The organism is Bacillota bacterium, from assembly GCA_030705925.1.
Taxonomy (GTDB): Bacteria; Bacillota; Clostridia; order Oscillospirales; family Feifaniaceae; genus JAUZPM01.
The window spans coordinates 34,184-56,385 of the sequence record JAUZPM010000005.1; the positions used below are offsets into that span (position 1 = coordinate 34,184).

Below are 22,202 nucleotides of genomic sequence, written 5' to 3' on the forward strand. Positions count from 1 at the left end.
TACGGGCTTTAACCTGTGCCCCTTGTTTTGAAAAGGAGAGATAAATTATGGATCTAATGGTATGCGTCGGAAGCTCTTGCCACCTTAAAGGCTCGCGCGAGGTTATAGGTCGGTTAGAAGCGCTTATGAGCGATTATAAACTTGCAGAAAAGCTATCGTTAAAGGGGTCATTCTGCATGGGAAGGTGTACAGGAAGCGGAGTATCTGTCAAGTTTGACGATAAATATTATTCTATATTGCCGGACGGGGTTGATGATTTTTTTATTGCTGTTATACTTCCTGCTTTTAAGATGCAATTGGGGTGATTTTATGGGTCTAATTGCAGTAAAAAAGGCAAATTGTAAGAACTGTTACCGTTGCCTTAAGAATTGTTCAGTAAAATCTATCAGATATAAAGATGAAAAAGTGGACATTATCGATAACCAATGCATTCTTTGCGGCAGATGCATAATTACCTGCGAGCAGAAGGCAAAATCTCTGACAAATGATGTCGAGGCGATTAAGGCGTTGGCAATAGGAGAGGAACGTACGGTCGTAAGTTTGGCGCCATCTTTTATAACTGCTTATGGGACAGAAAATGCTGGAAGAGTTGCTGCTGCTTTACGGAGTTTAGGCTTTGACTACATAGAAGAAACAAGTATTGGAGCCAGATACGTTACTGATGAGTATGCTAACTTAATAGAACTTGGTGAGATGAGTAATATTCTTTCCAGCTGCTGCCCTACTGTAAACATGTTAGTGCAGAAATATTATCCTGACCTTGTAAGTTTAATAGCTCCTGTACTTTCCCCCATGCAGGCACATGGTAAACTGATAAAAGAAAATTACGGCATGGATACTCGTGTCGTATTCATAGGCCCGTGTGTGTCAAAGCTTGATGAAGCAAAGAACGGCGGATATATAGACGGGGCCATAACCTTTAGGCAGCTTGATGATTTGCTTAATGAAAAGAATATTTCTATATTAAAAATGCCTAGTGAGACATTTGACCGCCATTCAGGCTATTCACGTATCTATCCTATTGAGAATGGCATTTTATATGACCTAAAAAACAGGGATCATGTGGGCGACCGTTACGACTTTATAAGTGTAAGCGGTATTGATAATATTAAACAAATGCTAGCAGACATTAGAAGCGGCAGACTTAACCATAGTTTTATAGAGGTTAATGCCTGCACCGGCGGGTGTGTAGGCGGACCTATGATGCCGGAAAAGAGCACTCCTCTTTACCGAAGCAAAAATAAAGTAATGGACTATGCTGGTGATACTTTAGAAGAGCCTGAATATAGCCCAATCGATATATCGTATTATTATAAGCAGGCAGGTTTAATAACTGACATTCCGGGCGAAGAAACAATTAGAAAGATCTTAACTCAAATAGGGAAACCAACAAAGGAACAGGAACTGAACTGTGGCAGCTGCGGTTACCCCACCTGCCGGGACAAAGCTATAGCTGTATATCAGGGCAAGGCTGAACTTTATATGTGCATGCCATATATGAACGATATTTCACAGACACTTTCAAATGTCGTATTAGGCGCTTCACCCAATTTTATAGTTGCTGTAGACGGGGATATGAAAATCAAAGAAATCAATGCTTCCGCGCTTAAGCTTTTTAGGGTGTCCAGAACAGAGGCGCTTAAACACTTCCTTTTCGAGTATATCGACACAACAGATTTTCTAAAGGTGTTTGATGAAAAAGAAAATATCTATAACAAGAAGGTTAGTTACGATAACTTTGGAGTTGTAACCGATCAGACAATTATTTATGTTAAAGAGCACGGTCTTGCAGTAGGCGTTTTAATGGACATCACAGAAAAGGTCGAAGCGGCTGAAAATATGTATAATTTAAGAATGGAATCGGTTGAAATGGCACAGAAGGTAATAGACAAACAGATGACAGTGGCACAGGAGATTGCAAGTCTGCTTGGCGAGACGACAGCTGAAACAAAGGTTACACTTAATAAACTTAAAAACCTAATCCTGAAGGACAGGTAAGTATGGTTTATATTGATACAAGTTTTAAAAGCCTCAATAAATTAGGTGAAGAGCTGTGCGGAGACCGCGTTGAAGTTGTACGTACAGACAATGGCGTAATATTAGTGCTTTCTGACGGCTTGGGAAGTGGCGTTAAAGCAAATATCCTATCAACGCTTACCTCGAAAATAATTTCAACAATGATGCGTGAAGGCGCTTCGATAGAGGATACGGTTGATACGATTGTGCATACCCTTCCAGTATGCAGTTTGCGGAAGGTTGCATACTCAACGTTCTCTATTCTTCATATTTCGAGCGACGGTAATGGTTATTTAGTTGAATTTGATAATCCGGGTTGCATCTTTGTTCGAGACGGAAAGCAGGTAAATTTCGAATACATTACACGAACTGTTGCGGGCAAAAGCATAAAAGAGGCACGTTTCTCGGTTGATATCGGCGATACATTGGTTTTGATAAGCGACGGCGTCGTTTATGCCGGCATCGGCGCACTGCTCAATCTCGGATGGGATTGGGATAATGTCGCGAAATATGTAACGAATGAATCAAATACTGCCTCTACTTCGGCGCGTCTTACTTCCCTGCTCAGCTCTGCCTGCGACGAGCTTTATCAGCATAAACCAGGGGATGATGCGACCGTTGCAACTGTAAAAATCAGACCCCTTCAGGAAGTGAATTTACTGACAGGTCCTCCGCTTAATCGAGAGGACGATGATAAACTCGTCAGAGAATTTATGGAGTCAAAAGGGCTTAAGATCATATGCGGAGGCAGCAGCGCCAACATGCTCTGCCGCGTTACAGGCAAAAATATTGAGACACTTTTGTCTTCATCAAATCCTGATGTGCCTCCGATCGCCCATATAAAAGGGGTTGATCTTGTAACTGAAGGGGTATTGACACTTAGGAAAACAGTTGAGATAATACGCAAGTATCTTGATGATCCAACTGAATTCGAAAGTCTTGAGCAGATAGATGAAAATCACGGGGCCGCAATGATTGCAAAAGTACTTATGGAACATTGTACAAGTCTTAACCTTTTTATTGGCAAAGCGATCAATCCGGCTCATCAAAATCCGAATTTACCCGTTGATTTAAGCATTAAACTTCGTATTTTAGAAGATCTATATAATCTTATGATACGAGCCGGAAAAAAGGTTAAGCGCACTTTTTACTAAGGAGATTTCAATGAATGAAATAAGAGATATTAACGAGATCAAGGAAGAGGTATTGGTAAAAGTATGTTCCCTTGCTTTTGATGGCACACTTGAAGAAGAAGCAGAGAATATCCCATATCAAATGATACCTGGTATCAAGCCGCGTTTTCGCTGCTGTGTTTACCGTGAACGGGAAATAATAAGGCAGCGCGTGCGTCTCGCAATGGGAAAACTGCCGGCTGAAGCACAGTACGCTGAACTTGATCCATCGCAGGTTGTTCATGTTATACCGTGCGCATGCGAGGGTTGCCCTATTCAGCGTTATACTGTAACTGACAACTGTCAGTCATGTCTTGCTCAAAAGTGCGTCAAAGCATGCCGTTTCGGAGCTATTACCAAAACGAGCAAAGGTGCGGTCATAGATAAGGATAAGTGTAAAAAATGCGGCAAATGCTATGAGGCTTGCCCTTATAATGCAATCGTTGATATGGAGCGCCCTTGCAGAAGGGCATGTCCCGTAAATGCTATTCAGATAGACGACAATGATATAGCTATAATAGATAAGGATAAATGCATAAACTGCGGGAATTGTGTCATTGGCTGCCCGTTTGGAGCAGTTTCGGACTTGTCTTTGATAACAAATGTGATAGATTATCTTAAAAACCCTGAGTTGAATGTTTACGCCGTAGCAGCGCCGGCAATAGAAGGTCAGTTTAGAGAAATTTCAATTGGACAGATAAAAAAAGGATTAAAGAAATTGGGGTTTGTCGGTGTATATGAAGCCGCACTTGGTGCAGACGCAGTTGCGGCAGAAGAGGCAGCCGAACTGGCTGATTGCAAGTCAACCAGAAAAAAACTCACATCATCCTGCTGCCCAGCCTTTGTAGATCTTATTGAAAAAAACTATCCGGAGCTTTGCGATAATGTTTCAAGCCTTTTATCTCCGATGGCAGCTACAGCAAAATATATACGTGAAAAAATCGATAACAGAGCGGTTATAGTATTTATAGGCCCTTGTATTGCTAAAAAAGCAGATGTCTTGCAGAATCATATAGGTCTCATAAGTGGAGTGCTGACATTTCAGGAGCTATCCGCTATGCTCAAGGCAAAAAAAGTTAATTTAAAAGAATTTGAATTGGATAGCGAATTGGCAACCAGTTTCGGCAAGGGATTTGCAAAATCGGGAGGTGTTACGGCTGCCGTAATGAAAGCGCTTGAAGAAAGAGGTGAGGTTCAGCCAATAGCTGCTCAAAAATGCAGCGGGATAGCTGAATGCAAAACGGCACTTTCACTGTTAAAAGCCGGTAAGCTATCCGAGGATTTCATTGAAGGAATGGCATGTTCAGGAGGGTGCATTGCAGGCCCCGGAATAATTGGTGATCCGGGGCTTTCACGAAGGACGTTTGATAAAAAGATTGATAATAGAAATAATAAAATTATAAAGAACATCCACAAGTATAATTTTGATACGTTAAATATACACAAACACAAGAGATAAATAAGAAAGAACGCCAACGGCGTTCTTTCTTATTTATCGAAGATTCTATTTTTCATTAAAAAGAGTTGCGTTTTTAAATATAAAGTTTTGCGTGACAAAAACGTTATATTGTACTGCACGTATTTTGTATAAAATATACAAAATACGTGATAAAAAAATAAATCAACCAAATAATATGAAACTGAGATATTTTCTTGACAGTGAGGGGTATAATCTTTATAATTATAGTATTAATGTGCATTTTTCACAAATTGCATGTTATATTTCCTTTAAAGTCTGACATAACTTTCTTGAATTTTGTTTTGTTTGAAAATTAAAGGAATCGTATAAAAGCATTGAATATTAACAGGAGGAAAGCAATGGGCAATACATTATTGCTAGTTGTTTCCTGTGCGGTTTCGGCGATTCTCTCGGGAATTATTCTTTTTTTTGTCGGTATAAAATATAGAAAAAGCATAGCTGAAGGAAAGATTGGCTCTGCAGAGACAGAGGCAACCAGGATTATTAATGATGCTATAAAAACTGCGGAAAACAAGAAAAAAGAAGCCGTTCTGGAAGCAAAAGAGGAAATTTTAAAAAGCAGACAGGAATCAGAACGTGAGTTAAAAGAGCGGCGCAAAGAAGTTCAGCGTTCAGAAAACCGCCTGCAGCAAAAAGAAGAAGCGATAGACAAGAAATACGAGACACTTGAAAAAAAGGAAGAAAAACTTAATCAAAAGCTTCAGGAAGTTGAAGCTACACAGGAGGACGTCTCAAATATTAAAAAGCAGCAATGGGACGTGCTTGAAAGAATATCTGGTTTTACAGTCGATCAGGCAAAAGAATATCTTATAAATCGGTTAGAAAATGAAATTGTTCATGAACAGGCTTTAAAAATTCAAGAGCTTGATCAAAGATTTAAAGAGGAAAGTGACAAAAAAGCAAAGGAAATCATAACGCTCGCAATTCAAAAATGCGCGGCCGACTATGTTGCCGAAGCAACCGTTTCAGTCGTGGCTCTTCCAAACGATGAGATGAAAGGCCGCATAATAGGCCGTGAAGGAAGAAATATCCGGGCGCTTGAAACACTTACTGGCGTTGACCTTATAATTGACGATACCCCGGAAGCAATCACAGTATCAAGCTTTGATCCTATAAGACGTGAAATCGCCAGATTGTCGCTTGAAAGATTAGTGCATGACGGACGCATCCATCCGGCAAAGATCGAGGAAACGGTTGAAAAGACCAAGCGAGACATTGAAAACATTATTAAGCAGGAAGGCGAAAAAGCGATGTTTGAGACCAATACATACGGTCTCCATCCAGAGCTTGTCAAACTGCTGGGCAGATTAAAGTATAGAACCAGTTATGGTCAGAATGTTTTGCTGCATTCTATTGAAGTATCTCATATTGCAGGAATCATGGCATCCGAACTTGGCATCGACGTTAAACTTGCTAAACGAGCAGGGCTTTTACATGACATCGGCAAGGCGCTCGATCATGAAATTGAGGGTTCCCATATTGAAATCGGCGTAGATGTTGCGAGAAAATATAAAGAGAGCGACATAATTATTAATGCGATAGAAAGCCATCATGGTGACGTTGAGCCTCATTCTATCATCGCAGCTCTAGTTCAGGCAGCAGATGCTATATCTGCGGCAAGGCCGGGAGCACGCAGAGAAAACCTTGAAACTTATATTAAACGTCTCGAAAAGCTTGAGGAAATATCAAATAGCTTTGAAGGAGTTGAGCGTTCATTTGCAATTCAGGCCGGCCGTGAAGTAAGGATTATGGTTAATCCTGTTGCAATTTCAGACGATGATATTGTACTGCTAGCTCGTAATATAGTTAAAAAAATCGAAGGTGAGCTTGAATATCCGGGGCAGATCAAGGTAAATGTAATACGTGAAAACAGAGCTGTTGATTACGCGAAGTAACTGAATAATAATCAAAAACTGGCGCCACAGCAAAGAGGCGTCAGTTTTTTAATTTACTTAAATAATCTATTGCTTAGTTGGCATTTCGCGGCATATAATTACAATGTGGTATAGTTAGTATGAAGGAGCATTTATGAAATTATTATTTATCGGAGATGTTGTAGGAGCCAAGGGTAGAGCCTTTCTAAAGAGTACATTATGGGCATTAAGGCGCGAGACCGGGGTTGACGTAGTTATAGCAAATGGAGAAAATTCAGCTGATAATAACGGAGTGACTCCCCAGTCTGCGGACGAACTGTTTGAAGCTGGGGTAGATATAATAACAGGAGGAAACCATTCTTTTCAAAGACGTGAGATTTATACGTATCTCGCGGAGAAAGAATATATACTTAGACCGGCAAATTATCCAAGCGGCGCGCCAGGAAAAGGAATGTGCATTTATAATACAGGAAAAAGTGATATAGCCGTTATCAGTTTGAGTGGGATCGTTTTTTTAGATGCTCTTGATTGTCCGTTCAGAGTAGCAGATACACTGCTTAAAGAAGCAGCCCTCAAAACGAAAATAATTGTTATAGATTTTCATGCAGAAGCAACCAGCGAAAAACGCGCATTTGCTGAATATGTCAAAGGCAGAGCCTCTGCGGTACTCGGTACACACACACATGTTATGACATCTGATGCGCAGGTTCTGGGAGGAGTGACCGGTTTCATAACCGATGTGGGCATGACTGGGCCTACAGATTCGATTATAGGGGTTGGAAAAGAAGAAGTAATAAAGAAATTCTTAACTAAAATGCCGGTTCGATTTAAAGAAGGAGAAGGTATTGCAAAAATCAATGCCGCACTTTTAGATATTGACGAAGCCACAGGTAATTGTATTAGAATTGAAACTATTATAAAATAATTTAAGAGGACTCATTGATCGTGAGTTCTTTTATATTTAAAATTATTATACTTTATATATGGAATATAGTATAATAAAAATAAATATATCATTTGGAGAACGGTATGCTTAAAACGGGATGTAACGGGGTAGTTTATTATGAACCAGACTCGTTAAATCAGTTCAATAATATAAAAGCAGCTTTTGCAACACGTGTCGGAGGAACAAGCGACGGTGTTTTTTCATCTTTAAATTTAAGTTATCATAGAGGCGACAACGATGAATGTGTCACAGAGAACTTCAGTAGGATTTGTGATGCAGCTGGACTTGAGTGCAATATTGTCTGCAACAAGCAGGTACATGGAGACAGGATTATTAAGGTTTCAGAAAAATCGATAGGCGGTTTCCCCTGCCCCGAAATGCAGCAGGAAGAAGCGGATGGATTTGTGACCGACGTTCCGGGAGTAGTACTGACTGCAGTTTATGCAGACTGTGTACCGATTCTCTTTTATGATCCTGTTAGAAATGCAATTGCGGCAGTGCATGCAGGCTGGCGTGGCACGGTTGCCCATATTTCGGAAAAGGCGGTTCACACATTAACTAATGAATACGGCACGAATCCTAAAGATTTAATTGCGGTTATCGGGCCTTCAATCTGTAAATGTCATTTCGAAGTGGGAGAAGAAACGGCGCAAATATTTAAGTCTTGTTTAAAGGATTTTGATATAGTCGATTGCCAAAATGGCAAATATCATGTTGATTTATGGGGCGCAAACAAGGGATTGCTTATGGAAGCCGGACTGCTTGAAAAAAACATAACGATATCCGGCTTGTGCACATACTGTGAGGAAGATCTATTCTTTTCGCACCGTCGATGCGGTGACGCACGCGGCAGCCATATAGCATTTATTGAAATTAAGGAGAACTGACTATGAGAAAGACAGCGATTATTTTACTCTCATTTTTTCTTATTTTCGTGACTGCATGTTCAAACTCAGTAGAGACTGCGACAGAACCAGATAAACCTGTTTCAGCTCAGCCTGCCCAAGAACACACGCAAGGTCTGCTTTATAACTCAGAGATACCGCTGAACCCTTTGTATACAAATGACAAAATAAACGGCCGCATTTCTCATCTTATATATAATGGATTGTACTCTCTTGATAAAAGTTATAAACCACAACCTGAGCTTGCAGAAAGCTGCACGATAGCTGATAATAAAATATTCGATATAACCATTAGACAGGGAATCTCTTTCCATAGCGGCGCAGAACTTACTTCTTCAGATGTGAAATATACTATCGATACAATACTTAATAACTCATCAAGCATTTATTATGACAGATTGAAGGAAATTTCTTCAACTGAAACAACAGGTACATACAGTTTACGTATAACGCTTAATAACACAGACGCATTGTTTTTATCAATGCTTGACTTCCCTATTGTTAAAAGCGGTGCTGGTAAATCGGATGTCAACGGAACGGGTCGATACAAACTTCAAAAGGGAAAATTAATATATAATGATAACTATTTCAACAAATCTGAGTCGAAAGTATTGGTTAAGGAAATTGATTTAATAGCCAACAGCGATACTGATACTTCGGTCAGCGATTTTTTAAACGGGAAAATAGGACTGCTAGAATTAAGCGGTGATACAAAATATGAAATAAAAGAAACCGGAACGAGATCAGCGGGTTCAGTTGTAAATAACAACTTGATATACCTTGGTGTAAATGCCGGAAAGAGGGGCTTGTCAAACGCGAATGTCAGACGTGCGATAAGTATGGCTGTCAACCGAGTCGAGGACAGTGAAAGTTTCGTGACGGTTAAGCCGTATGTTTCGTATTCATGTATAAACCCATCCTGGTATCTGTTCGATCACTCTGCCATCAGCGGGAGTTTTGACCTTAAAACTTCATCTTCCCTATTGCAGGCGGCAGGGTATAATGGGAACAGTCAGCACATAATACTTAATTTAAGTTTGCTTGTTAATAAAGAAAATTATGATAAGGTAGAGTTAGCACAGCATATAGCACAAAATCTTTTATCAGTGGGTATTAAAATTACTGTTGATTCGCGGTCGTGGTCAGACTATACAGAGGCTCTATCCTCAGGGGATTTTGATTTATACATAGGAGAGGTCAGTATTAAAAACGACATGGATGTAACTTCTCTTATTGGCTCAGGTGGATCACTTAATTATGGACGTTATTCGAACAATGATATTAATAACGGCATTAATGCAGTAAAAAATTCAGCAGATGATGCATCCCTCAAAACATCAGCATCTAATATTATAAAATTAATGGATCAGGAGATGCCGATAATACCGTTATATTTTGGGGTAAATGAATTTGTTACATTGCCGAGCTCAAAACTAGCGCTATCTTCGTCAGTTTCAGACGCTTTTTCAGGCATAGAATTTACTGAAAAATAAAATGTTGTTAATTTTATGGATATGTTGTACAATAAAATAGCATTATAATAGCAAAACGAGGTGAAACCATGGTCAGAATAGAAAATAAAACGGGCAACGTCATAATATCCTCCGAAGCATTTGGTGAAATTGTCGGTTTAGCTGCTACAAGCTGCTACGGTGTTGTAGGCATGGCAAATAAAAGCGCAACGGAAGGAATAGTTTCTCTTCTCAAGAAAGAAAATTATGAAAAGGGCGTTAAGGTGACATTCTGCGAAAACCTGCTTGAAATAGACTTGCACATAGTTGTGCTTTATGGGGTAAACATTCCGGCCATTATTGAAAGCATTGTACACAAGGTTCAATACTGCGTAGAGGACCTTACGGGTTTTGCAGTGTCACGAGTCACGGTTTTTGTTGACGATATGAAATTTTAAAACGCGTACGATAAGGTGCGGTGGAGGTATTGAAACTTGAGTAAGATAATAAGCGGTGATTTGCTGCGGGACATGTACATATCGGCAGCAAACAATATTGAAAACCATAAAGCTTCTGTAAATGATTTGAATGTATTTCCCGTGCCGGACGGGGACACCGGAACTAACATGGGCATGACTTTCAGGTGTGCAGCAAATGATGTAAAAAAACTTGATGGAAAAAGTGCAGGAGAAGTTGCATCTGCGGCTGCGTCAGCGCTTCTTCGAGGGGCAAGAGGAAATTCGGGTGTTATAATATCCCTGATATTCAGAGGATTTGCCAAAGGGTTATTGGGGAAAGAAACAGCGGATGGCGCAGATATTGCAGGCGCACTTAAAATGGGTGTCGAGGCTGCTTATAAAGCTGTAATGAAACCAACTGAGGGTACAATCCTCACTGTCGCTCGGGTTGCAGGAGAAGAAGCTGTTACTTATGCTGGAGAAACTTCTGACGCACTTCTTATGTTCGATAAAATCATCGAGGTTGCTAAAGATACTCTTTCAAAGACGCCGGATATGCTTCCCGTTTTGAAAGCTGCAGGTGTAATCGATGCCGGCGGACAAGGTTTAGTATATATACTTGAGGGTATGAAAAGCGTTCTTGATAACGGAGTAATTATAGAAACACAGGAATCCGCTGCTGTTTCTGACAGAGCTGATTTCGCATCATTTAACGGGGAAGATATTAATTTTGCTTACTGCACAGAATATATCGTAAATAAGGTGTACAATCCCCGCTTCCATGAGCCGCAAAAACTGCGCTCTTATCTTGAAAGTATTGGTGACAGCGTTGTTGTTGCTGATGATGACGGAATTATAAAAGTGCATGTTCATACAAATAACCCCGGTAAAGCGCTTGAGGAAGGCCTGAAATATGGATTTTTATCTAATATGAAGGTCGAAAACATGAAGGAACAGCTTGCTCGTGAGGCGCAAAAGGAAGAATCACAAAAAGAGACTGATGACGGTGTGCGGAGAATTGCTCAACCTGATAAGAAATATGGATTTGTTGCTGTTTCTGCCGGAGAAGGTTTCACCGATTTGTTTCATGATCTTGGAGTTGACGGTGTTGCTAATGGCTTTCAGACGATGAATCCCAGCACAGAAGATATTCTAAAGGAAATCGATAAAACTCCCGCTGAAGTTGTTTATGTATTGCCGAATAATAAAAACATAATATTAACTGCACAAATGGCGGCGCCCCTTTCTGAAAAAGAAGTTATCGTGATTCCTACAACAACCATTCCCGAGGGGATTGCTGCTTTACTCGCTTTTGATGAAACTGCTGATGTAAATGATAATACAAATAACATGCAGGCTGCAATTAAAAATGTAAAAACAGGCGAAATAACCTATGCGGTTCGTGATTCATCATTTGACGGACAGGAAATAAAACAAGGGCAGTATATGGGCTTGTCAGGTAAAAAAATGCATGCTATCGGAATGGATCTGACCAAAGTCACAGATGAACTTGTTGCGGCAATGCTGGATAACAACAGTTCTATTTTGACATTGTTTTCGGGAAAAGAAGTTGAGTCAGAAAAAGCTCAGGAGCTTGCAGACTATATGACAAAGAAATATGGAGACAGAGTAGATGTCAGTTTAGTTGAAGGCGGTCAGCCGGTTTATTACTATATCGTTTCAGTAGAATAAAATTGAGCACTCTATACCTGCGTCTATTTGGCGCAGGTTATTTTTTTAAGATGGAGGAGAGCATGGAACTGGCTTTAAATGACAGTATCCGATTTATTAAGGGAGTCGGCGAGACTCGGTTAAAGTTATGGGAAAAAGCCGGGGTCCTCACTGTAAATGATTTAATAACTTATTACCCTCGAAGTTATGAGGATCATACTGTAGTCAAAAATCTTTCCGATATTGTACCTTATGAAAGCTGCTCTGTCATAGCGTCAGTTGTTACTCCTCCCGTTGTAAACCGTATTCGAAAAGGGATGGAATTATTAAAATTCAGGATCGGCGATGGAACAGGATATTGTGACGTAACATTTTTCAACCAAATTTATTTGAAAAATAGTTTTGAAAAAGGAAAAACATATCTATTTTATGGACGGTTTGAGGGAGATATTTTACGTCATTCATTAACCAATCCTTTTTTTGATTCAATTGCAAGTGCAGGTATTGACGGAAGCATTGTACCTATTTACCCGCTCACAAAAGGACTTTCAGAAAAAATCATTACAAAGACTATTGATGAAGCTGTTAAACTTTGCATTGATAAAGTTCAAGATCCAATACCGAATGATTTGAGAATAAAACTTGAATTATCGGATTTAAAGTCTTCTATAAAATCGATTCATAAACCGGAAAGCTTTGCAGAACTTGAGCTTGCTAAAAAAAGATTGATTTTTGACGAATTTTTAACACTTCAACTTGGACTTTTCATGATAAAAAATCGGAAAACTGCAGAAAATAATTTTGTTTGCAATAAATCAGCAGATGAATTTGTGGCTTCACTTCCCTACTCTCTGACGCAAGCGCAAAGAAAATCAATAGACGAGTGTTTAAACGATATAAAAAGCAATACTTCTTTGAACCGGTTGATTCAAGGTGATGTAGGAAGCGGTAAAACAGTAGTTGCGGCTGCCGTAGCTTATGCAATTGCAACATCAGGCGGGCAGTGCGTTTTTATGGCGCCAACATCAATTTTGGCAGTTCAGCATGCCGAAACTTTGAAAAAGATGATGGCTGACACGGGATTATCAGTTTCGCTCATTATAGGTTCAATGTCAAAGGCAAATAGAAGTGAAGCACTTTCAAAAATTGCATCCGGAGAAATTAATATAATAGTTGGAACACATGCGCTTCTCGAGCAAGATGTTATATTTAAAAAACTTGCCCTTATAGTATGCGATGAGCAGCACCGATTCGGGGTGGCGCAGCGTGCCCGTTTGACTCTTAAAGGTGATAATCCGCATTTACTTGCAATGAGTGCGACACCTATACCACGAACACTAGCTTTAATGATTTACGGAGACTTGGATATTTCGGTCATAAACGAACTTCCGCCTGGACGTAAACCTGTAATTACACATTTAGTGAACAGTAAAAAACGAGATACTATTGATAAATTTATTGCACAAAAATTATCACAGGGTTTACAAGGCTATATTGTGTGCCCCCTTGTGGATGATAATGAAAGTGCAGATGGGCTTAACAATGTAAAAGATTATACAAAAAACTTAAAAATGACTTTCCCTACTGCTTCCATTGAATTTATGCATGGCAGGATGAAAGCAGTGGAAAAAGAACAGATCATGCAGTCTTTTTTAAAGGGAGAAATTCAAATATTAGTTTCTACAACGGTAATCGAGGTAGGAGTCGATGCTCCAAACGCCGTTTTTATTATTATAGAGAATGCAGAACGTTTTGGACTTTCACAGCTTCATCAACTACGCGGGCGAGTTGGCAGGGGCAATAACAAATCATACTGCATAATGGTCACAGACAGCAATAATCCTGATACATTAGAAAGACTTAAGGTTATTGCTTCCACTAACGACGGTTTTTTGATTGCGCAAAAAGATTTGGAATTACGCGGGCCTGGCGATTTTTTCGGCAAAAATCAACATGGTCTTCCCAACTTGAAAATTGCTGATATTGCATCTGATACAAGGATTTTAAAACTTGCTCAGGATACAGCAAAATCAATTATTTCTGAAGATCCGGAATTACGTAAATCAGACTATGCATTATTTAAAAATAATATGATTAAATTGTTTGAGATGCAAAAAGGTAATTTTTTAAACTAAAGTTCCATCATTTACTATGCTTAAAATTGAATTAAATTATCTCCTCTAGCTTATAATAATGACACCAACGAAATTAGGAGGTGATACAAAGATGGCAAATAACAATAGTAACGACACATTAGTACCTCAGGCTCGTGAAGCGTTGAATCGTTTAAAGATGGAGACAGCAAATGAAGTTGGAGTAACTCTGAAGCAGGGTTACAACGGCGACATTACAGCTAAAAACGCTGGGCATATCGGTGGCCAGATGGTTAAGAAAATGATTTCTATGGCTGAAAACAGCTTAAAGTAATAATTGAATTTTCTAAATAAGGCGGGTTAAATCCCGCCTTATTTTTATAGAAATAATTAAAGTGACGCTATTATCTTGACGAAAGTAGTGAATTTTAATATAATAATATTATTTAAAAACAGGAGTGAGAGAGGAATGGCATTACATAACCAAATGCCCGGAAAAAAGCTGTCTGTAAAATTTATTATTTTTATAGGGCTTCCGGTATTAGCTATTATTTTATCACTAGCGCTGGGATGGGTCAGCGTATATAGTGGTTCGGATGCAAGTTACGTTGGAGATGTTCCTATTTTTTCATTGACGGGGATAGGTTTTAATTCCCCTGTATTTAAAGCTGCAACAAGTGATCAAAATTCAGCAGTAAAAGCGGCTATAACTTCAGCTTTTGGCATTGATGCAGGTAAAGCAAATGCAGTAGATATTAATAATATAATTATGTTAAGTGATATTTCTATTTTGATGTATTTAATACCGCTTTTATATTTAATTTATGTTATTTTAATATTAAAAAAGCCCTCTAAAATGGTGTCATATGGCTATAAGTTTTCTTTGGCGGTTTTAATTTTATCAATATTGTTTTTGATAATTGTTTTACCTTCTAATCAAAATACAAATATTATGCTTTATGCAAGCGGGGCACCATTGGTAACATTGATTTTATCTGGAGTGCACTGGGTAATGTGTATTTTTGAAAAAGCTAGAATTGCTTAAAAAAGTAATTAAGATAGGGGTTAATCACCCCTATTTTTTTTACTTTAATTGCTTTGCGCATGTCCAAAGTGTATAATATAACCAGAACAAAACTCTGTTGCGGGACGGAGAGAATTTATGAAAAAACTTAAGTTAATTTCAATCTTCTGTGTTGTATTTGCATTATCAGTACTTGTGTGCTTAACTTGTTTATATTTTTATTATAATAGTTTAAGCAAACCCGCAAGTATTCAACAAGATATTGCAGTAAATAGAAATCCTGTATTTAAGGAGAATGTGATATCTTCAACCCAGCAAGGATCTACCTATCAGATTTTTTGCCCAATAACAGGAAATGAACAAGTTGATAGTATTTTAAATAGTTACGTAAAAGATACTTTAAATGGTTTTCTAACTAAAGTTGAAAAATTAAAAGATAAAAACTTATTAAAAAAGCTTTTTGGCACTAACGAAAAGAATAGGTTAATTTGTGATTATGATGTTTTGAGGCATGATGATGAAATTATTTCTATACGATTTAATTTAACATTTTCAATGCTGAATAGTACCCCTGAAAAAGTACATAAAGAATTTGTTTTTAATGCTAAGACTGGTGATCCCCTTCCTATATCTTATTTTTTCCCATCCACATCAGATTATCTTAATGCTATATCACAGGCATCGGCTAAAGAACTAAAAATAAAGCATCCTGAACTAACGGATGATAAAATAGTAAGTTTAACAAAGCCTGTTAAAGAATCTTTTTCCGACTATTTAGTAAATGATTCAGCTTTTTTAATTTATTTTGAAAATTTTCAGGACCCTATTAGTATTCCATTCAAGTCCCTGTCATGCGAAACGATTTATACTCTTTTGCCACCAAAGCCTATTAAGACAGTAAAACTGCCTCCAAAACCTATCGCGCTCACTTTTGATGACGGGCCGAATCCTGCCACAACAAAGCGTTTGCTTGACGGATTAAGTAAACGTGGTGTTAAAGTTACTTTTTTTGTTTTGGGAAATCGTGTAGAGCAGAATCAAAAACTTATTAAGCGCATGTATGATGAAGGACATTTAATTGGCAACCATGGATATGATCATTCAGATTATACTAGACTTTCTGCTGAGGATCAGAATTATGAATTTTACCATACAAATGAGCTCATACAAGGGATAACAGGAGAATCTGTTTTGTTTATGCGGCCTTCTTATGGGAAATGCAGCGAAAAGTTAATGGAAAATATTAGGATGTGCGCGGTTTTATGGGATGTTGACCCAGAAGACTGGAAATATAAAGATGCTAAGAAAGTAGCTAACCATATCGTAACCCATGCACATAAAGGCGATATAATCATATTACATGATATCTACAAGACATCTGTAGACGCTGCATTAATAGCAATTGATGAACTTGAAGCAAGGGGATATTCTTTTGTAAGGGTTGATGATTTGCTTACTACCGACGCCGGATATCCTCAGCCTGGAACAATTCATTACAGTGAGAAAAACTAAAGGAGAAAAAATGACAAAAACTAAAGTTAAAAGGCCCTACACTTTTGGAGAAGAAATAGCCCATGGAACCACGCATGGACCCATGGCGCTTATTTCTCTTGGAATGCTTCCATATGCCGCAATCAGAGCATATTTACATGGGGGAGCGCTTGCTGCGGTTGGAGTATCAGTCTTTGTAATTTCCCTGTTCTTGATGTTTTTATCATCAACTCTTTATCATGTCATGTCGCCTGATTCCCGGCATAAACAGGTATTCCAAATATTCGACCATATTTTTATTTATTTTGCTATTGCAGGAAGCTATACGCCTATTGCTCTTTCCGTTATAGGCGGTTGGCAGGGCATCGTTATAACAGCTATACAATGGGTTATGGTGCTTTTTGGGATTTTATATAATTCGCTTGCTAAAAAACGCATCCCTAAACTTAGCCTTACAATTTATCTTGTAATGGGTTGGACTATCGTATTATTCTTCCCTCTTTTTTGGAGCCATGCAAATACAGTTTTGATCTCGCTTATTTTTGCTGGTGGGGTAATGTATTCTGCTGGAGCTTATTTTTACAGCAAGCATCAAAAAAAATACTTTCATATGATTTGGCATCTGTTTGTTAATCTCGGCGCCGTATGTCATTTTATTGGTATTACGTTTTTTCTTCAATAGGGGGAGATAAAATGAATAAAAAATTAGTCATTTTTATAGTAATTTTATTTGCTGCTATTTTAACTGCTGCTGCTATATTTTTATCAGGAAATAAAAAGACAGCACAATCAGAACAGCCTGCACAATCCGCACAGCCTAGTTCTGGAGAAACAAAAGATCAGGCGGAAGAAACGCTTTCGAATCTTACCATTTCCGATAACATAGCATATCCAGGTGACTTTGTTTCATTTTCCTTTACAGGGTCAAAAGATGCGGTAGCAAGTATTACTATTAACGGGGAAGAACAGAAGATACCGACTTATAATTATAATAATAAAATGATAGGAGTATTTGTTCTGCCCCTCGATGCTGAACCAACGACCACAATAAGAGTTTCAGTATCAGCGGATAAGCAAAATCCGCTTAGTGCTGAACTTGAGGTTGGGAAAAAAGACTTTGAAAACATCGATATCCCTCCGGTTAATATAATTAGTTTAGCGGGTAAGGATAAGACCACAATAGACGGCATTGTTAAATCAACTGCGGATGTGCCGCTGAGCGCCGGTTTGTTTGCAATACCAGCAAGCGGCAAACAGCTGGTTACATTCGGGCAGCAATTAATTAGCGGTGGAAAAGAAGCAGGTCGGGTTCAAAGTATGCTCCTACAGACCGAAAGCGGCGAAGGCGTTACCGCTGCAAATGCCGGAAAGGTTGTTTTTGCAGGAAAACTGCCGGGTGAAGGCAATACAGTCATAATAGATCACGGTGTTGGTATATTTACAATATACGGGCTTTTAAATAACATATCCGTTAAGGCGGGCGACAAGGTCTCAAAATATGATCAGTTAGGCACAGCAGGAAAAGAGCCTCTTCAATATGCGGCAGTCATTAACGGAGTTTATTCTGATCCGATGTTGCTTAACGTTAAGGCTTTATTTTAATAAAGGACACATACAATATACACTTCTAGACAGAATAATGGAGTAATTTATGGAGCTGTGGGATATGTATAATAACACTGAAATAGTTCCGATGCTTGGCTATTTTATTGACATGTTAAAACCATATGTAAAGGTATAAAAGATTAAATGACTATTAATAAAAATCAGATTGTAGAACTTGAAATTACCGGCATGAGCCATGACGGCACAGGAATAGGACGGTTTAACGGACTAGCTGTGTTTGTTCCTTTGTCAGCTATTGGGGATGTAATTAAAGTAAAAATATTAAAGGTGGAAAAAAACAGAGCGTTCGGAAAGATTGAATCTTTAATAAGCCCTTCTAAAGATAGAATCGATAGTATATGCCCTGTGTTTAACAAGTGCGGAGGCTGTGTTTATCATCATATTTCATATGAAGCGGAACTTAAGCTTAAATGGCAGAGAGTCAAAGATTCAATCAATAGAATCGGTGGAATTGGAATTATACCAGATGATATTATTCCGGCGGAAAATACGGAAAGTTATAGAAACAAGGCTGAATATCCAGTTTCAGCTGATAAAAACGGTAATATTATAACAGGTTTTTATGCCCCTCACACTCATTCTATAATATCATTCGACCGTTGCTATATTCAAAATCCAATTGCAGATAGTGTACGCAAAATTGTTCAGGGTTTTATGGATACTTATAAAATCAGCGCATATGACGAAAAGACCGGAAATGGTCTTGTGCGTCATATTTTTGTGCGTACCGGGACAGTTAGCGGTGAAGTTATGGTTATGCTCGTCATCAACGGAAGGGCTCTTCCCTACTCCGATAAGCTTATCTCTCTGCTTTGCAAGGAAGTTGATGGGATAGTTAGCATCTGTATTAATGTTAATAAAAAAAGCACTAATGTAATTTTAGGTGAAAAATTTATAACACTCTACGGAAAAGATGCAATTAGCGACGTACTCTGTGGATTGAAATTTAATATATCAGCGCCGGCGTTTTATCAGGTTAATCATGATCAATGTGAAAAATTATATAGTAAAGCGCTGGATTTTGCCGGTGTTAGTAAAAATGATATATGTGTTGACCTCTTTTGCGGGATTGGGACGATTACGCTTCTTCTTGCAAAGTATGCAAAATACGTTTATGGAATTGAAATCGTACCGGAAGCTATTGAAGATGCAAAGAATAATGCGCGCTTAAATAATATAAACAATGTTGAATTTATTTGTGAGAGCGCAGAAAATGCGGCATTTAAACTCAAAGAAAAAGGTGTCATGCCGGATGTCCTTACTGTAGATCCGCCCCGCAAAGGGCTTACCCCTCCCCTGATCGATACGATTGTGGATATGAAACCGCACAGGATTGTTTATGTATCGTGCGATCCTGCTACATTAGCGCGCGATCTTGCGGTTTTCTCTGAAAAAGGATACAAAACAGTGTCTGTTGCTCCTGTGGATATGTTTCCGAGAACAAGCCACGTTGAGACGGTAGTGTTGATGTCAAGGGTAAAAGAGTGAGTGTACGAAAAGCCCAGTAAATAAGCCATTTCTGTGATTTTGCAGTTTTCAAATTGTACACTCAAAACGTGATTTTGCTTGTGCATGGGAATCAGTCTATCGGGTCAGATTCCGCTCACGAGAGGACAGGATTGATAACGGGTTCTCGCGACAGGACAGGATAGATGTTATGTCATTTTGGGGCTTGGTGAGAGAACAGGATAGATGTTTTTTGAGTTTTGGCGTGTGCGTGGGAACAGGTCGGGATTTGTAAAAATACTTGTGATTTCTTGACGCTAGAGAAATGTAAGTGGATATTTATAGTGTGGGGGTTGGAATATGCGATTACGTACCTTTAATGTAAAATCCTATCGGTCTATAGTTGACGCGACGTTGGAAGATGTTAAGCATTATTGTGCAATTGTTGGTCCTAATAATGCGGGGAAATCCAATTTATTACGCGCAATCTATGTTTCTCTTTCAATAGCATTGGAAGGCGATTTTCAACGTGCAAGGAGGAATCGTCAGTTTTCGTATGCATATAACGGGGAAAATTATAATTGGGAACGAGATATTCCGGCTTCGTTAAAAAATGATGCAAATGCTTCAACAACTTTTAAATTAACTTTTGAATTTTCAGATGAGGAAAAGGTCGAATTTAAAGAAAGATTTTCAATTAATCTATCAAAAAGCCTTCAAATGAAATTTCAACTTTTTAGGCAGCAGACTGAGTATAATATAATAATGCCCGGTCGCGCAAAAAGACCAATGGAAGAAAAGATACAAGAAATTGGTCTCTTTATACGGAGCAAATTGGATTATCAATATATTCCGTGTGTACGATCAACCGAGTTTACCTCAGAATATTTTTCACGTTTACTCAATAAAGAGCTACGCCAATTGGAAAATGACCAAGAATATAAACGTTGTATAGAGAAAATACAGGAGCTACAAACTCCTTTGATAGAGAATCTGGAAACAAGACTTACCGCTTCGCTAAAAACATTTTTGCCGAATGTCCAACAAGTTAAACTGAGAGGGGGTATTTCACCTGTTGAAATCGGAACCCACATCCCATATAGAATGCGGCAAGCTCCAATTGATATTGATGATGGTAATATAACATCAATTGAAGATAAAGGTGATGGAGTAAAAAGCTTGGCGGCAATTGGAATAGTGCAAAGCCTTTCGTTTGAAAATGCAAAAGATAAAGCGCTAATTTTATGTATAGAAGAACCAGAAGCACATCTTCATTCAGATGCTATTCATAGTTTACGAAATGTAATCCTTGAAATAGCATCACGCTCAAATGTGCAGGTTATTATTAGTACACATTCACCTATTCTTGTAGACCGAGATACTGTAAGTAATAATATTGTCATATTTGATAATCATCGTGTAGCTTCGTGCAAATCAATTTCAGAGGTAAGAGATGTCCTCGGGGTTAGAATGGCTGATAACTTGTCTGCTGCAAAAGTGGTTCTTGTAGAGGGAGAGAGTGAGCTTCGTTATCTCACTGCCCTTTGCAATACACTTCATCCAGGTATAGCTTATAAATTAGAACACAATGCTTTGGAAATTGTTAATGTTCATTCAGCAAGCAAAATGGAGTATCAAGTACGGTTATATAACAGCTTGATGATCTCTTCTTTAGTTTTATTGGACTCTGACGATAGTGGGCTTTCTTCTCAAGAGCAACTCATTACATCTAAAACAAAGTTGCCCGGAGAAATACTGATGATAAAAAGTGCTGGAATGAAAGTTTGCGAACTTGAGGATATTGTAGAAATTGGTACCTATTCAGATGCAATAAAAGAAAAATTCAATATCGAACTTAATACTACTAAGTTTAGAAAGCGAAAAAAAGTTTGGTCTGATCGGCTTCATGATGCCGCAGCGGTCAGTCCCGGAACATTTAATGAGAACGTCGAGAAGGAAATCAAGACAACAATCGCCGATATTGTTGTAAACCAAGGAATAACCGCTATAGCATCATATGATAGAGAGTATATAATAAATTTAATTAATGCTATTGCAAAATTTGTAGGGGAAAATCCAATTTAACCTTCTCACAATAATCTTTACATATTGAAGATCAAGGCGCCCTGCGTTCAAAAATTCCGCAGAGCGCCTTGTTTTTCACCTTTATTCATCCACATCCACCGTCACACCAGACTTGAATTCCACGGTAAATTTGTCCTCGTAGATGGTGACTTTTTCAATCAGCCGCCGGACTAGAAGCTCATCGTATTCGGTCAGGGTGGTGGGTTGCTCCCGAAGGAAGGTGCCCATGTCGGCGATGCGTTTTTTCTGCTCGTCCCGCCCGGCGCTTTCCAGCTGAAGCTTCTGCTTATCTTCACAGGCGGTAAAGCGAAAAATACTACCCGTCCATTGATAGGCTTGATAGTTGGAACTGAATAAAAAGGGCAAGGCAACCCGTTTGTCTTTTTCGTCTTACTCCATGTATTAACTTTCGTATAAGGTAGCTATATCATGTATTCTACGCTTCATTTCCGTGCGAATATGTA

Annotated in this window: 18 protein-coding genes and 1 pseudogene; 18 read left to right on the plus strand and 1 reads right to left on the minus strand. The window is 38.6% G+C overall.

The features are described from left to right. The first annotated feature begins 47 nt into the window (after positions 1-47). The 18 genes from Q8865_01675 to Q8865_01760 all read left to right on the plus strand — a co-directional run bounded on the left by Q8865_01675 (position 48) and on the right by Q8865_01760 (position 21,738). Positions 48-305, plus strand: coding sequence for a (2Fe-2S) ferredoxin domain-containing protein (locus Q8865_01675; GenBank protein ID MDP4152139.1), 258 nt, complete (start codon positions 48-50; stop codon positions 303-305). Between the two features lie 4 nt (positions 306-309). Continuing rightward, the gene (locus Q8865_01680; protein ID MDP4152140.1) at positions 310-1,998 is read left to right on the plus strand and encodes a [Fe-Fe] hydrogenase large subunit C-terminal domain-containing protein; all 1,689 of its coding nucleotides are present in this window, start codon (positions 310-312) and stop codon (positions 1,996-1,998) included. A 2-nt stretch (positions 1,999-2,000) separates the two neighbouring features. After that, entirely contained in the window at positions 2,001-3,170 is a 1,170-nt protein-coding gene (locus tag Q8865_01685; protein MDP4152141.1) for a SpoIIE family protein phosphatase, read from the plus strand. A gap of 10 nt (positions 3,171-3,180) precedes the next feature. After that, entirely contained in the window at positions 3,181-4,647 is a 1,467-nt protein-coding gene (locus tag Q8865_01690) for a monomeric [FeFe] hydrogenase (GenBank protein MDP4152142.1), read from the plus strand. A 359-nt stretch (positions 4,648-5,006) separates the two neighbouring features. Continuing rightward, positions 5,007-6,563 carry a ribonuclease Y gene (gene rny / locus Q8865_01695; GenBank protein ID MDP4152143.1) on the plus strand — a complete coding sequence of 519 codons (1,557 nt, stop codon included), beginning with the start codon at positions 5,007-5,009 and terminating at the stop codon, positions 6,561-6,563. Between the two features lie 133 nt (positions 6,564-6,696). Then, a complete protein-coding gene (locus tag Q8865_01700; GenBank protein MDP4152144.1) occupies positions 6,697-7,467 on the plus strand; it encodes a TIGR00282 family metallophosphoesterase in 771 nt (256 codons plus the stop codon). A 104-nt stretch (positions 7,468-7,571) separates the two neighbouring features. Next, positions 7,572-8,375: a peptidoglycan editing factor PgeF gene (gene pgeF, locus Q8865_01705; GenBank protein MDP4152145.1), complete on the plus strand. Its 804-nt coding sequence runs from the start codon at positions 7,572-7,574 to the stop codon at positions 8,373-8,375. A 2-nt stretch (positions 8,376-8,377) separates the two neighbouring features. Continuing rightward, complete coding sequence (locus tag Q8865_01710; protein ID MDP4152146.1) at positions 8,378-9,886, plus strand: ABC transporter substrate-binding protein; 1,509 nt, start codon at positions 8,378-8,380, stop codon at positions 9,884-9,886. Positions 9,887-9,954: 68 nt separating this feature from the next. After that, entirely contained in the window at positions 9,955-10,302 is a 348-nt protein-coding gene (locus Q8865_01715; GenBank protein MDP4152147.1) for an Asp23/Gls24 family envelope stress response protein, read from the plus strand. A 45-nt stretch (positions 10,303-10,347) separates the two neighbouring features. Beyond that, positions 10,348-11,994, plus strand: a complete 1,647-nt coding sequence (locus Q8865_01720) for a DAK2 domain-containing protein (protein ID MDP4152148.1) — start codon at positions 10,348-10,350, stop codon at positions 11,992-11,994. A gap of 62 nt (positions 11,995-12,056) precedes the next feature. Beyond that, on the plus strand, positions 12,057-14,108 hold the full coding sequence (gene recG, locus Q8865_01725; protein MDP4152149.1) for an ATP-dependent DNA helicase RecG: 2,052 nt from the start codon (positions 12,057-12,059) through the stop codon (positions 14,106-14,108). A gap of 91 nt (positions 14,109-14,199) precedes the next feature. Beyond that, the gene (locus Q8865_01730; GenBank protein MDP4152150.1) at positions 14,200-14,400 is read left to right on the plus strand and encodes an alpha/beta-type small acid-soluble spore protein; all 201 of its coding nucleotides are present in this window, start codon (positions 14,200-14,202) and stop codon (positions 14,398-14,400) included. A gap of 135 nt (positions 14,401-14,535) precedes the next feature. Beyond that, complete coding sequence (locus Q8865_01735; protein MDP4152151.1) at positions 14,536-15,111, plus strand: hypothetical protein; 576 nt, start codon at positions 14,536-14,538, stop codon at positions 15,109-15,111. A 117-nt stretch (positions 15,112-15,228) separates the two neighbouring features. Next, positions 15,229-16,602 carry a polysaccharide deacetylase family protein gene (locus Q8865_01740; GenBank protein ID MDP4152152.1) on the plus strand — a complete coding sequence of 458 codons (1,374 nt, stop codon included), beginning with the start codon at positions 15,229-15,231 and terminating at the stop codon, positions 16,600-16,602. Between the two features lie 10 nt (positions 16,603-16,612). Further along, on the plus strand, positions 16,613-17,263 hold the full coding sequence (locus tag Q8865_01745; protein MDP4152153.1) for a hemolysin III family protein: 651 nt from the start codon (positions 16,613-16,615) through the stop codon (positions 17,261-17,263). Between the two features lie 11 nt (positions 17,264-17,274). Next, entirely contained in the window at positions 17,275-18,183 is a 909-nt protein-coding gene (locus tag Q8865_01750; GenBank protein MDP4152154.1) for a M23 family metallopeptidase, read from the plus strand. 147 nt (positions 18,184-18,330) lie between these two features. Beyond that, entirely contained in the window at positions 18,331-19,695 is a 1,365-nt protein-coding gene (rlmD, locus tag Q8865_01755) for a 23S rRNA (uracil(1939)-C(5))-methyltransferase RlmD (GenBank protein ID MDP4152155.1), read from the plus strand. A 318-nt stretch (positions 19,696-20,013) separates the two neighbouring features. Continuing rightward, entirely contained in the window at positions 20,014-21,738 is a 1,725-nt protein-coding gene (locus tag Q8865_01760; protein MDP4152156.1) for an AAA family ATPase, read from the plus strand. An 81-nt stretch (positions 21,739-21,819) separates the two neighbouring features. On the opposite strand, the pseudogene Q8865_01765 reads toward Q8865_01760, so the two are convergent. Beyond that, positions 21,820-22,032 (minus strand): annotated as a pseudogene (locus Q8865_01765) (recombinase family protein). Positions 22,033-22,202: the final 170 nt, after the last annotated feature.

Coding starts and splice junctions, on each gene's coding strand:
- Q8865_01675 (MDP4152139.1), top strand. CDS start 48: ATGGATCTAATGGTATGCGTCGGAAGCTCTTGCCACCTTAAAGGCTCG.
- Q8865_01680 (MDP4152140.1), top strand. CDS start 310: ATGGGTCTAATTGCAGTAAAAAAGGCAAATTGTAAGAACTGTTACCGT.
- Q8865_01685 (MDP4152141.1), top strand. CDS start 2,001: ATGGTTTATATTGATACAAGTTTTAAAAGCCTCAATAAATTAGGTGAA.
- Q8865_01690 (MDP4152142.1), top strand. CDS start 3,181: ATGAATGAAATAAGAGATATTAACGAGATCAAGGAAGAGGTATTGGTA.
- rny (MDP4152143.1), top strand. CDS start 5,007: ATGGGCAATACATTATTGCTAGTTGTTTCCTGTGCGGTTTCGGCGATT.
- Q8865_01700 (MDP4152144.1), top strand. CDS start 6,697: ATGAAATTATTATTTATCGGAGATGTTGTAGGAGCCAAGGGTAGAGCC.
- pgeF (MDP4152145.1), top strand. CDS start 7,572: ATGCTTAAAACGGGATGTAACGGGGTAGTTTATTATGAACCAGACTCG.
- Q8865_01710 (MDP4152146.1), top strand. CDS start 8,378: ATGAGAAAGACAGCGATTATTTTACTCTCATTTTTTCTTATTTTCGTG.
- Q8865_01715 (MDP4152147.1), top strand. CDS start 9,955: ATGGTCAGAATAGAAAATAAAACGGGCAACGTCATAATATCCTCCGAA.
- recG (MDP4152149.1), top strand. CDS start 12,057: ATGGAACTGGCTTTAAATGACAGTATCCGATTTATTAAGGGAGTCGGC.
- Q8865_01730 (MDP4152150.1), top strand. CDS start 14,200: ATGGCAAATAACAATAGTAACGACACATTAGTACCTCAGGCTCGTGAA.
- Q8865_01735 (MDP4152151.1), top strand. CDS start 14,536: ATGGCATTACATAACCAAATGCCCGGAAAAAAGCTGTCTGTAAAATTT.
- Q8865_01740 (MDP4152152.1), top strand. CDS start 15,229: ATGAAAAAACTTAAGTTAATTTCAATCTTCTGTGTTGTATTTGCATTA.
- Q8865_01745 (MDP4152153.1), top strand. CDS start 16,613: ATGACAAAAACTAAAGTTAAAAGGCCCTACACTTTTGGAGAAGAAATA.
- Q8865_01750 (MDP4152154.1), top strand. CDS start 17,275: ATGAATAAAAAATTAGTCATTTTTATAGTAATTTTATTTGCTGCTATT.
- rlmD (MDP4152155.1), top strand. CDS start 18,331: ATGACTATTAATAAAAATCAGATTGTAGAACTTGAAATTACCGGCATG.
- Q8865_01760 (MDP4152156.1), top strand. CDS start 20,014: ATGCGATTACGTACCTTTAATGTAAAATCCTATCGGTCTATAGTTGAC.